Annotated in this window: 11 protein-coding genes and 1 tRNA gene; 6 read left to right on the top strand and 6 right to left on the bottom strand. The window is 59.9% G+C overall.

Annotation, left to right across the window (positions count from 1 at the left end):
• Window positions 1-73: 73 nt before the first annotated feature.
• On the top strand, window positions 74-1480 hold the full coding sequence (locus C9422_RS21520; protein WP_116582055.1) for a DUF1254 domain-containing protein: 1407 nt from the start codon (window positions 74-76) through the stop codon (window positions 1478-1480).
• Between the two features lie 202 nt (window positions 1481-1682).
• Here the strand turns inward: C9422_RS21520 and C9422_RS32370 are convergent, their stop codons facing one another.
• Window positions 1683-2009: a hypothetical protein gene (locus C9422_RS32370; protein WP_178082432.1), complete on the bottom strand. Its 327-nt coding sequence runs from the start codon at window positions 2007-2009 to the stop codon at window positions 1683-1685.
• A 494-nt stretch (window positions 2010-2503) separates the two neighbouring features.
• Here C9422_RS32370 and C9422_RS21500 point away from each other — a divergent pair, with 494 nt between their 5' ends.
• Window positions 2504-3298 carry an exodeoxyribonuclease III gene (locus tag C9422_RS21500; RefSeq protein WP_116582054.1) on the top strand — a complete coding sequence of 265 codons (795 nt, stop codon included), beginning with the start codon at window positions 2504-2506 and terminating at the stop codon, window positions 3296-3298.
• Between the two features lie 113 nt (window positions 3299-3411).
• Window positions 3412-4242 carry an arylamine N-acetyltransferase gene (locus C9422_RS21495; RefSeq protein WP_116582053.1) on the top strand — a complete coding sequence of 277 codons (831 nt, stop codon included), beginning with the start codon at window positions 3412-3414 and terminating at the stop codon, window positions 4240-4242.
• Window positions 4243-4297: 55 nt separating this feature from the next.
• On the opposite strand, the gene C9422_RS21490 is transcribed toward C9422_RS21495, so the two are convergent.
• Window positions 4298-4603 carry a BrnA antitoxin family protein gene (locus C9422_RS21490; RefSeq protein WP_116582052.1) on the bottom strand — a complete coding sequence of 102 codons (306 nt, stop codon included), beginning with the start codon at window positions 4601-4603 and terminating at the stop codon, window positions 4298-4300.
• A 3-nt stretch (window positions 4604-4606) separates the two neighbouring features.
• Window positions 4607-4888, bottom strand: a complete 282-nt coding sequence (locus C9422_RS21485; protein WP_116582051.1) for a BrnT family toxin — start codon at window positions 4886-4888, stop codon at window positions 4607-4609.
• Window positions 4889-5144: 256 nt separating this feature from the next.
• Between C9422_RS21485 and C9422_RS21480 the strand changes: the two genes are divergently transcribed.
• A complete protein-coding gene (locus tag C9422_RS21480) occupies window positions 5145-6662 on the top strand; it encodes a nucleobase:cation symporter-2 family protein (RefSeq protein ID WP_007978657.1) in 1518 nt (505 codons plus the stop codon).
• A 177-nt stretch (window positions 6663-6839) separates the two neighbouring features.
• Here the strand turns inward: C9422_RS21480 and C9422_RS21475 are convergent.
• Window positions 6840-6915 (bottom strand) — tRNA-Asn (locus C9422_RS21475).
• 227 nt (window positions 6916-7142) lie between these two features.
• On the opposite strand from C9422_RS21475, the gene C9422_RS21470 reads away from it, so the two are divergent.
• A complete protein-coding gene (locus C9422_RS21470; RefSeq protein WP_116582050.1) occupies window positions 7143-7373 on the top strand; it encodes a hypothetical protein in 231 nt (76 codons plus the stop codon).
• Here C9422_RS21470 and C9422_RS21465 read toward each other — a convergent pair.
• Both C9422_RS21465 and C9422_RS21460 read right to left on the bottom strand, forming a co-directional pair.
• Window positions 7370-7579 carry a hypothetical protein gene (locus C9422_RS21465; protein ID WP_116582049.1) on the bottom strand — a complete coding sequence of 70 codons (210 nt, stop codon included), beginning with the start codon at window positions 7577-7579 and terminating at the stop codon, window positions 7370-7372. The genes C9422_RS21470 and C9422_RS21465 overlap by 4 nt on opposite strands.
• Window positions 7580-7791: 212 nt before the next feature.
• A complete protein-coding gene (locus tag C9422_RS21460) occupies window positions 7792-8988 on the bottom strand; it encodes an amino acid aminotransferase (protein ID WP_116582048.1) in 1197 nt (398 codons plus the stop codon).
• A gap of 335 nt (window positions 8989-9323) precedes the next feature.
• On the opposite strand from C9422_RS21460, the gene uvrB reads away from it, so the two are divergent.
• Window positions 9324-11339, top strand: a complete 2016-nt coding sequence (gene uvrB / locus C9422_RS21455) for an excinuclease ABC subunit UvrB (RefSeq protein ID WP_116582047.1) — start codon at window positions 9324-9326, stop codon at window positions 11337-11339.
• Window positions 11340-11429: the final 90 nt, after the last annotated feature.

Below are 11429 nucleotides of genomic sequence, written 5' to 3'. Positions count from 1 at the left end.
AGAATTGATCGTCTAGAGTTCCGTTAGCGCTGTCGAACCCGGCAGGCTCCCCCACGTAAGGACGATCGCCAACATGTTGCTACTTCAAACGTTGACAGCCGTTGCTCTGACCGTCGCAGCCGCTGCCATTTTTCCGCTGGTCAGCCAAGCGCAACCGAAAATCACCGCCGAAGAAGCGCATGCCATCGGCGTGGATGCCTACATCTATTTTTACCCGCTGCTGAGCATGGACGTCACCCGCAAGCAATTCACCAACATTGAGCCGGGCAAGGAATTCGGCAAGGGTCCGATGAACATGTTTATCAGTGTGCCGCAGTACCCACCAGCCGATTTCAAAGGGGTGGTGCGCTCAAACTTCGACACCTTGTATTCGATTGCATGGCTGGACTTGAGCAAGGAGCCGCTGGTGATCGCCGCGCCGAATACCGATGGACGCTTCTACCTGCTGCCAATGCTCGATATGTGGAGCGACGTGTTCGCATCGCCGGGCTGGCGCACCACGGGCACCGAGGCCGGACAATTCCTCGTGACGCCACCGGGCTGGACGGGCGCGGTGCCTGCCGGGATGAGCCATCTGCCGGCGCCAACGCCCTTTGTCTGGGTCATCGGCAGGACCAAGACTGACGGTGCAGAGGATTACGCGGCGGTGCACAAGATCCAGGCCGGCTACACGGTGACGCCGTTGTCGCGCTTAGGTAAGGAACCTGAAGCCGTCACCGTGAAAGTCGACCCTGCGGTGGACATGAAAACGCCACCGAAGATTCAGGTCGACTCCATGTCGGCTGCCGATTACTTCACTTACGCTGCCGAGTTGCTGAAGGTGAACCCGCCGCACAGCACCGACCAGCCAATGCTGGCGCAGATCAAGCGCCTTGGAATCGAAGTCGGCAAGTCGTTCAGCATGGACGCGCTGGACCCGCAAATCCAGGCCGTGCTGCAAAGGGTGCCCCAGGATGCGCAGGCCTTGATGGCCTGGAAAGTGCCGACCCTGGCGCGGGAGGTCAATGGCTGGTCGATGAACACCGACACCATGGGTGTCTACGGCAACTATTACCTCAAGCGTGCCATCGTTACGCAGGTGGGGCTCGGCGCCAACCTGCCCGAGGACGCGATTTATCCGTTGAATATCGGCGACAGCAACGGCAAGCCACTCGATGGCGCGAACAAATACGTGTTGCATTTCAGCAAGGGCGAGACACCGCCGGTTAACGCTTTCTGGTCGATCACCCTGTATGACCCGCAAGGTTTCCAGGTCGGCAACTCACTCAACCGTTTTGCAGTCAGTAGCTGGATGCCGTTCAAGCACAACGCCGATGGCTCGCTGGACCTCTATTTCCAGAACGAAAGCCCCGGCAAGGATCTGGAGGCCAACTGGCTGCCGGCGCCCAAAGGCTCATTCAATCTGACCATGCGCTTGTACGGCCCGAAAGCCGAGGCGTTGAATGGCCAATGGAACCCGCCGGCGATCAAGCCGATGTAGGTATCAGCTGACAAAAAGCGGCCAATGGCGGCTAATGCCGATCAGTTAAGCCCCGTACATTGTGGGAGTGAGCTTGCTCGCGATGGCAGACTGTCAGGCACCCCTTGTTTGACTGTCCAGTCGTCATCGCGAGCAAGCTCGCTCCCACAAGGTTTGCGGTGATCAAACGCTTAACTGACTGGCATTAGCCAATGGCGGCATGTCATTGGTTGCCTTTGCCTGTCCAGCTACCCGTCCCGCCGCCAGCACCGCCGGTTCCGCCACCGGGTGCACCGGTGCCTCCACCCGCGCCACTGCCCGGACCATTGACGCCGGTGCTGCCCATTGACGAGCCGGGACTCTTTGCGCGCCCGTTGTTACCCGAGGGATCGCTGGGCCTGTTGCTGTCTGGCAGCATGGTTGAACTGTGGGTGGCGCCGGGTGCCGTACTGGTCGTACCAGGCCCCTCGCCGGACGCAGCAAAGATGGCCACGGACGTAGCCGACATCCATGTGGCCATGAGCAGCGAAGTCATTTTTATGTTCATCATGGTCGTCTCCAGGATGAGTTATTGCCTGATGTCAGTGTGACAGGGCACGTGGTAGGTGCCGATCCGCTTGACGAGTGGCGCGGGGCCCTGGTGGGCTACCGATCCATGGCCAAGCGAGAATCTTGTGGGAGCGGGCTTGCTCGCGAAGACGTCGGCTCATTCAGCATTGATGTTGGCTGACACTGCGCATTCGCGAGCAAGCTCGCTCCCACATTTGATCTGTGCCGGACGGGAAATTGCGGACACCCTCGAGCCCTGTGGGAGCGGGCTTGCCCGCGAAGACGTCGGCTCATTCAGCATTGATGTTGGCTGACACTGCGCATTCGCGAGCAGGCTCGCTCCCACATTTAATCTGTGCTGGACGGGAAATTGCGGACACCCTTCAAATCGACCAGCTTGCGCTCAAGGTGCTGCCGCCTCCGGGGCCGCTGACGCAACCTGCGAAACGTGCTGGTGTCACATGTCAGGCACCTTGCCCTCAGGAGTGTCCATTCATGAAGAAGCTGCGGATCGCCACGTTCAACGTCAATGGCCTGCGCGCCCGGCTGCCCAACCTGTTGGCCTGGCTTGAACGGGAAAAACCGGACATCGCCTGCTTGCAGGAGTTGAAGGCAGTGGACAGCGCATTCCCGGCTGCCGAGCTTGAAGCGCTCGGCTACGGCGCTATCTGGCAGGGGCAGGCGTCAGGGAACGGCGTGGCGATCCTGGCGCGGGATGCGCAGCCGCTGGAGAGCCGGCGCGGGTTGCCCGGCGATGACAGCGACAAGCACAGTCGTTATCTGGAAGCCGCGGTCCACGGGGTTCTGGTGGGTTGCCTGTACCTACCCAACGGCAACCCACAGCCGGGGCCGAAATTCGAGTACAAGCTGGCGTGGTTCGAACGGCTTATCCGTCATGCGCAGACACTTCAAGGCAGTGAGCATCCGGTGGTGCTGGCGGGCGACTACAACGTGGTGCCCACCGACCTGGACATCTATAACCCGCGCTCATGGCTCAAGGACGCCTTGCTGCAGCCGGAGAGTCGCGAGTGCTACCAGCGCTTGCTGGAGCAGGGCTGGACCGATTCATTGCGGCACTTGCATCCGCAGGATCGGCTCTACACATTCTGGGATTACTTCCGCCAGCACTGGCAGAAAAACTCCGGCCTGCGCATTGATCATTTGCTGCTCAACCCGGCCTTGAGTCCGTATCTGCAAGACGCCGGGGTAGATGCCTGGGTGCGCAATGAGCCCCACGCCAGCGACCATGCGCCGACCTGGATTCAATTGGGTTCGCGCAAGCGGCGTTGAGTTTTTCCTGACGAGCGATTGGCTAAATCAATTGTCGGTGGCCGTACCCGATCCCGTATACATAGCGACCATTGGCGGAGCAATCCGCCGCTTGCGTGCAAAAGGATTGAGCGATGAGCGAGCCACGCCTGACTGACCGTGCTTTGTATCTGCAACGCCTGGGGTTCGATGCACCCCCGGCACCGACGCTGGAAACCTTGCGCCAACTGCAATTGCGCCATACCGGCGTTTTCCCGTTTGAAAACCTCACCACGTTGTCCGGCGAACCGGTGCTTATCGACCTGCCGTCCATCGAACAGAAGGTCTTGCACGCGGGGCGTGGCGGTTACTGCTACGAACTCAACAAGCTGTTTCTGGCCTTGCTTCAGGAATTGGGTTTCGACGCCCGCGCCATCAGCGGTCGGGTGGTGATGGGGCAACCGGAGGGCGCCTGGACGGCCCGGACCCATCGCCTGAGCCTGGTCATCATTGACGACGTACGCTACATCACCGACGTCGGCTTCGGCGGCATGGTGCCGACCGCGCCACTGCTGCTCGATTCCCGCGCCGAACAACTCACCCCGCACGAGCCGTATCGCATCGACCTGCACGTCGACGGTTTTACCCTTCGCGCCAATGTGGCCGGTGAATGGCGAGCGATGTACATCTTCGACCTGCAACGCCAGGAAGATATCGATTTTGCTGTGGGCAACTGGTACGTCTCGACCCACCCCGAGTCGACTTTCGCCAGGCAGTTGATGGTGGCGCGCACCGGGGAGGGCTGGCGCCGTACGCTCAACAACGGCAGCTTCGCTATTCACCGGATCGGCCATGACAGCGAGCGGCGGGAGGTGACGGATGTGCAGCAACTGGTTGGGTTGCTGGACAGCGAGTTCGGCATCCGCGTACCGGAGCAGGCGCAATTGGTGAAGACGCTGGAGCGATTGATCGCAGCGCCGCAATAGCGGGTTGATCGCAGACATCACAAAGGGCGGGTCGGATTGATCGGCCCTTTGCGCTTCAGGGCTGAACACCCGGCGTCATCACCCGTTGGATTTCGCGCAAGGCCTCTGCCAGTTTTTGCTCCAGGCCCTTGAGTTCGGCTGGCGTGAGGGGTTGTTTCAGTTTTGCCGTCTTGCCTTCGTTGAGCAGGGCCCGGCGCAACGTATTGTTGATCGCCGTCTGGTAGCCGTACCCCTCGTGTTCTGCCAGTGCGCGGGCCGCTTCGATGACGGCGTCATCGAGCATGATGGTAATGCGGGTCTTGCCTTTGGCGGGCGCCACGGCCCCGCGCCTGGCGTCACTGAAGTCGTATTCGTCTTTCATCTGTCATGTCTCCAGATACTGACGGCGCTCGCTTTTGGTGGCGATGCGCGCGGAAATGATTCGAACGAAATTCGGATCGCGGTAGGTGTACGCGACGACCAGCAAACGGCCTTTGGCATCCAGCCCCAGGGTGATCCAGCGTTGTTCGTCGTGGTGGTTGTCCTCGATGGTCAGCGCTCGTTCGTCGTGGAATACCGGTTCAGTCTCTGCGAGGCTGATGCCTTGGTGCTTGAGTTTGTTGGCTGCGTTCTTTGCCCTGTGGAACTGAATCTCGAATGGCTTCATTATGCATACTTTATATGTATAAAAAAGAGGCGGGTCTTACCGATGGTCGCCAGGAATTCGAAAGACTAGTCAGCACCCGGGGGGGAGGCAGCGAGGGAAGTATTTCAAGGTTTTTGGCGGGGACAGGAGGGTGGTTATCAGGCGGGAATGGACAAGTATCCATTTTGTGACTGATAAGTTGTATACAACTCTATAGACATTTGTCCTATGTCTTGCATACAGTGTGCGCATAACAAAAACCAGGGAACCCCCTACCATGAAAACGCCCCATGTTTCACACCAACGGCCCGAGGACGAAAACCTAGGGATCGGCGCGAATATGGCTTATGGCCTGCAACATGTTCTGACCATGTATGGCGGTATCGTCGCTGTGCCATTGATCATCGGCCAGGCGGCCGGGCTCTCGCCAGCGGACATCGGTTTGTTGATTGCTGCTTCATTGTTTGCAGGGGGGCTGGCAACGCTGCTGCAAACCCTGGGTCTACCGTTTTTTGGTTGTCAGTTGCCGCTGGTGCAGGGCGTATCCTTCTCCGGCGTCGCGACCATGGTGGCGATTGTCAGCAGTGGCGGGGAGGGCGGGTTCCAGTCGGTGTTGGGGGCGGTGATAGCGGCGTCCTTGATCGGATTGCTGATAACCCCGGTGTTCTCGCGTATCACCAAGTTCTTCCCGCCGCTGGTGACCGGCATCGTGATTACCACCATCGGCCTGACGCTGATGCCGGTAGCCGCGCGCTGGGCCATGGGTGGCAACAGCCACGCAGCGGATTTCGGCAGCATGGCGAATATCGGTCTGGCGGCGGTGACGCTGGTGCTGGTGCTGTTGCTGAGCAAAATCGGCAGTGCGACCATCTCTCGCCTGTCGATCCTGCTGGCCATGGTCGTCGGTACAGTGATCGCGGTGTTCCTCGGCATGGCGGATTTCTCGTCAGTGACCCAGGGCCCGATGTTCGGCTTCCCGACGCCGTTCCACTTCGGCATGCCAACCTTCCACTTTGCTGCGATCCTGTCGATGTGCATCGTGGTGATGGTGACGCTGGTGGAGACCTCGGCCGACATCCTGGCCGTCGGTGAGATCATCGGCACCAAGGTTGACTCCAAGCGCCTGGGCAACGGCCTGCGCGCCGACATGCTGTCGAGCATGTTCGCGCCGATCTTCGGATCCTTCACCCAGAGCGCCTTTGCCCAGAACGTCGGGCTGGTGGCGGTCACCGGCATCAAGAGCCGCTATGTGGTGGCCACTGGTGGTCTGTTCCTGGTGCTCCTCGGCTTGCTGCCCTTCATGGGCCGGGTTATCGCCGCCGTGCCGACCTCGGTACTGGGTGGTGCCGGCATCGTGCTGTTCGGCACCGTCGCGGCCAGCGGCATCCGGACCTTGTCCAAGGTCGACTACCGCAACAACGTCAATCTGATCATCGTTGCCACCTCGATCGGCTTCGGCATGATCCCGATCGCGGCACCGAGCTTCTACGATCACTTCCCAAGCTGGTTCGCGACCATTTTCCATTCGGGCATCAGTTCGTCGGCGATCATGGCCATCGTGCTGAACCTGACCTTCAACCACCTCACTGCCGGTAACTCCGACCAGCAATCGGTGTTTGCGGCCGGTACCGAGCGGGTGCTGCGTTATCAGGATCTGGCAGCGTTGCGCGAAGGGGACTACTTCAGCGACGGCAAGCTGCACGATTGCGACGGCAAGGAGATTCCGGTGGTTGAGGTGGACCACGGGCATGGCGAGCCACACGCGGTGCATGCGAAAAGCAGTGAGCATGTCTGACGTTCGCAGCGACTGAAAAAAGGGCCGATCTGTTGAATGGACAGATCGGCTTTTTTTATGGATCAAAAGATCGCAGCCTGTGTAGGAGCTGTCGCAGGCTGCGATCTTTTGATATTTATATCGGCCACAAAAAAGCCCCTGGATCTTTCGATTCAGGGGCTTTTCGGTGTTGCTGTCTGGCTCCACGACCTGGACTCGAACCAGGGACCCAGTGATTAACAGTCACTTGCTCTACCAACTGAGCTATCGCGGAATGGCGCGTATCTTACTGATTCAAAAAGAGAAGTCAAGCATCGAATAATAAATGGAGCGAATTATCGGGACGGGCGGTGGTTTAGCGGCGATTGACGGTTACCAGGATCGCCCCAGAGGTCTACCATGGCCGCCCGGAAGTGGTGACACGCGCTGCCGGCCATTCGCCGAAAAGGTACGCGCCATGAATCATTCGATCCTCCAACCTCGACACCACGGGGTGCACCCATGAGCATCTCTCAGATCAGCCTGCCCAAGGGTGTCGGCCCCCATGCCGAAAAGTTGTTTGACGCCATCACTCAGGCCGGCACCGCTGAAGCATTGAACCGTGCGGGTGGAAAGGCCGAAGGTTTCGTCCTGGGGCTGGAAAGCACCAAGGCGATCAAGAGTCAGATCGCCGAATCGCTGTATGTCGCCTACGACGACGCTGCCAGCCAGCGTGCGTCCGAACTGGCTTAACCGCCGAAGGTAATGGTGCCAAGCATCAGTTTGGCATACAGCATCGTGGCGCCCAGTTGTACCAGCCACAGGGCCAGGCCGCCGAGGAATACACCGGCAGCGACTTGCATTACCAGGTTGTTGCCGCGTTTGGCCGGGGCGCGGGGGGTGAAGCGATCCAGGTCATCCAGGTCATCGCGGTCGGCGCGCAGGTCATCGTTTTTCATGTGGGATCTCGTAGGTCATTCAGGTGTACGCAAACCTGTGGGAGCGGGCTTGCTCGCGAATGCGATCTGACTGAGACATCGGTGTTGGAGCTGCTGGCCCTTTCGCGAGCAAGCCCGCTCCCACACGTTGATCTGATTCAGTCTAGGGGAATATCGATGGTCCATAAAAAACGGGAAGCCACAGGCTTCCCGTTTTTCATTTCAAGGCTGAATCAGATGACCTGGACAATCGCGTCCGTCACCACCTCGATGTTGCTCTGGTTCAGCGCGGCCACGCAGATGCGGCCAGTGTCCAGGACGTAGATGCCGAACTCGTTGCGCAGGCGATGAACTTGCTCAACGCTCAAGCCGGAGTAGGAGAACATGCCGCACTGACGACCGACGAAGCTGAAATCGCGCTGAGGCGCTTTTTTTGCCAGCAGGTCGACCATCTGGGTGCGCATGCCACGAATGCGCAGGCGCATTTCGGCCAGTTCGGCTTCCCACTGAGCGCGCAGTTCCGGGCTGTTCAACACGGCAGCGACAACGCTGGCACCGTGGGTCGGCGGGTTGGAGTAGTTGGTACGGATCACGCGTTTGACCTGCGACAGCACGCGCGCGCTTTCTTCTTTCGATTCGCTGACGATCGACAGGGCGCCGACGCGCTCGCCATACAGCGAGAACGACTTGGAGAACGAGCTGGAAGCGAAGAACGTCAGACCCGACTCGGCGAACAGGCGCACGGCAGCGGCGTCTTCGTCGATGCCATCGCCGAAACCTTGATACGCCATGTCGAGGAACGGCACGTGGCCTTTGGCTTTGACGACTTCCAGGACGTTTTTCCAGTCGGCCGGGCTCAGGTCCACGCCGGTCGGGTTGTGGCAGCAGGCGTGCAGCACAATGATCGAGCCGTTCGGCAGCGCGTTCAGGTCTTCCAGCATGCCGGTACGGTTCACGTCGTGGGTCGCGGCGTCGTAGTAGCGGTAGTTCTGCACCGGGAAACCGGCGGTTTCGAACAGGGCGCGGTGGTTTTCCCAGCTCGGGTCGCTGATCGCCACGACAGCGTTCGGCAGCAGTTGCTTGAGGAAGTCGGCACCGATTTTCAGAGCGCCAGTACCGCCAACGGCCTGGGTGGTGATGACGCGGCCAGCGGCGAGCAGTGGCGAATCATTGCCGAACAGCAGCTTTTGCACGGCCTGGTCGTAGGCGGCAATGCCGTCGATTGGCAGGTAGCCACGGGAAACGTGTTGAGCGGCGCGGATCGTTTCGGCTTCGACAACGGCGCGCAGGAGTGGAATTCGCCCCTCCTCGTTGCAGTAAACACCGACCCCCAGGTTGACCTTGTTGGTACGGGTATCGGCGTTGAATGCTTCGTTGAGGCCCAGGATTGGATCGCGTGGTGCCATTTCGACAGCGGAGAACAGGCTCATTATTGCGGCGGCTCTGAATGGAGAGTGGAGGGACGTGTCGCGCTCCAGCCGAATGCACTAGAGCGGTGCACAAACGGGGAGCTAGTATAGAGGCCATCGGCGATGGCTGGCGACAGGCGATTGACCTTTTAAGGCAAGTTTTTCCGATTATTTATCGACCGTCAGTCGAATGGTGTCGGCAAAGGTTTTGCGTGATGCAGGACGTTTGCCTTGAAAGCGCTGGCAATCGGCTCCACATTGAGCACAATCCAGTTTTTTCCTCGGGCGACATCGGTCGTTTGCGGTCTTTCTCGTTCATGCCGGTTTGTCCGGCAAGAGTGATCCAGAGGTATTTCATGTCTGAATTCCAGCTAGTCACCCGTTTCGAGCCCGCCGGCGATCAGCCGGAAGCCATCCGCCTGATGGTCGAGGGCATCGAGGCCGGGCTGGCGCACCAGACGCTGCTCGGTGTGACCGGCTCGGGCAAGACCTTCAGCATCGCCAACGTGATCGCCCAGGTGCAGCGCCCGACGCTGGTGCTGGCGCCGAACAAGACCCTGGCGGCGCAGCTGTACGGGGAGTTCAAGGCGTTTTTCCCGAACAACGCGGTGGAGTATTTCGTTTCCTACTACGACTACTACCAGCCCGAAGCCTACGTGCCGTCCTCGGACACCTTCATCGAGAAAGATGCCTCGATCAACGACCACATCGAGCAGATGCGGCTGTCGGCGACCAAGGCATTGCTCGAACGCAAGGACGCGATCATCGTCACCACGGTGTCGTGCATCTACGGCCTGGGCAGCCCGGAAACCTATTTGAAGATGGTGTTGCACGTGGATCGCGGCGACAAGCTCGACCAGCGTGAGTTGCTGCGGCGCCTGGCCGACCTGCAATACACCCGCAACGACATGGAATTCGCCCGCGCGACCTTCCGTGTGCGCGGCGACGTGATCGATATCCACCCGGCGGAATCGGATTTCGAAGCGATCCGCATCGAACTGTTCGACGATGAAGTGGAAAGCCTGTCGGCCTTCGATCCATTGACCGGCGAAGTGATCCGCAAGCTGCCGCGCTTCACTTTCTACCCGAAGAGCCACTACGTCACGCCCCGGGAAACCCTGATGGGCGCGGTCGAAGGCATCAAGGTCGAGTTGCAGGAACGCCTGGAATACCTGCGCTCCAACAACAAGCTGGTGGAAGCCCAGCGCCTGGAGCAGCGCACCCGTTTCGATCTGGAGATGATCCTCGAACTGGGTTACTGCAACGGCATCGAAAACTACTCGCGCTATCTGTCCGGTCGCGAAGCTGGCGCGGCGCCACCAACCCTTTACGATTACCTGCCGGCCGATGCCTTGCTGGTGATCGACGAATCCCACGTCAGCGTTCCGCAGGTGGGCGCCATGTACAAGGGCGACCGTTCGCGCAAGGAAACCCTGGTCGAATACGGTTTCCGCCTGCCCTCGGCCCTGGACAACCGGCCGATGCGTTTCGATGAATGGGAAAGCATCAGCCCGCAGACGATTTTCGTCTCGGCGACGCCGGGCAACTATGAAGCCGAGCACGCCGGGCGCGTGATTGACATGGTGGTGCGCCCGACCGGGCTGGTGGACCCGCAAATCGAGATCCGTCCGGCACTGACCCAGGTCGATGACTTGCTGTCGGAAATCACCAAGCGTGTCGCTCTGGAAGAGCGGGTGCTGGTCACGACGCTGACCAAGCGCATGGCCGAAGACTTGACCGACTATCTGGCCGACCACGGCGTGCGAGTGCGCTACCTGCACTCGGATATCGACACCGTGGAACGGGTCGAAATCATCCGCGACTTGCGCCTGGGCACCTTCGATGTGCTGGTGGGCATCAACCTGTTGCGCGAAGGCCTGGACATGCCGGAAGTGTCGCTGGTGGCGATCCTCGATGCCGACAAGGAAGGCTTCCTGCGTTCCGAGCGCTCGCTGATCCAGACCATCGGCCGGGCGGCACGTAACCTCAATGGCCGGGCGATTCTGTATGCCGACCGCATCACGGGCTCCATGGAGCGGGCCATCGGCGAAACCGAGCGTCGTCGCGACAAGCAGATTGCCTTTAACCTGGCCAATGGCATCACGCCCAAAGGCGTGTTCAAGGACGTCGCCGACATCATGGAAGGCGCCACGGTGCCCGGTTCACGCAGCAAGAAGCGCAAGGGCATGGCCAAGGCCGCCGAGGAAAACGCCAGGTACGAAGCCGAATTGCGCTCTCCGGGAGAGATCGCCAAGCGCATCAAGGGGCTGGAAGAGAAGATGTACCAGCTCGCTCGCGACCTGGAATTCGAAGCCGCGGCACAGATGCGCGACGAAATTGCCAAGTTGCGCGAGCGGTTGATTACCGTCTGAAACCCGCCAATTGATGGCCGGACAAATCCCCCTGTAGGAGCTGCCGCAGGCTGCGATCTTTTGATCCTGATTTTTCAAGATCAAAAGATC

The sequence above is a fragment of the Pseudomonas sp. B1(2018) genome (assembly GCF_003097365.1).
GTDB classification, from domain to species: domain Bacteria; phylum Pseudomonadota; class Gammaproteobacteria; order Pseudomonadales; family Pseudomonadaceae; genus Aquipseudomonas; species Aquipseudomonas laurylsulfatiphila.
Note: the sequence above shows the minus strand (reverse complement) of the source record. Positions and strands in the feature narration are given on the sequence as shown.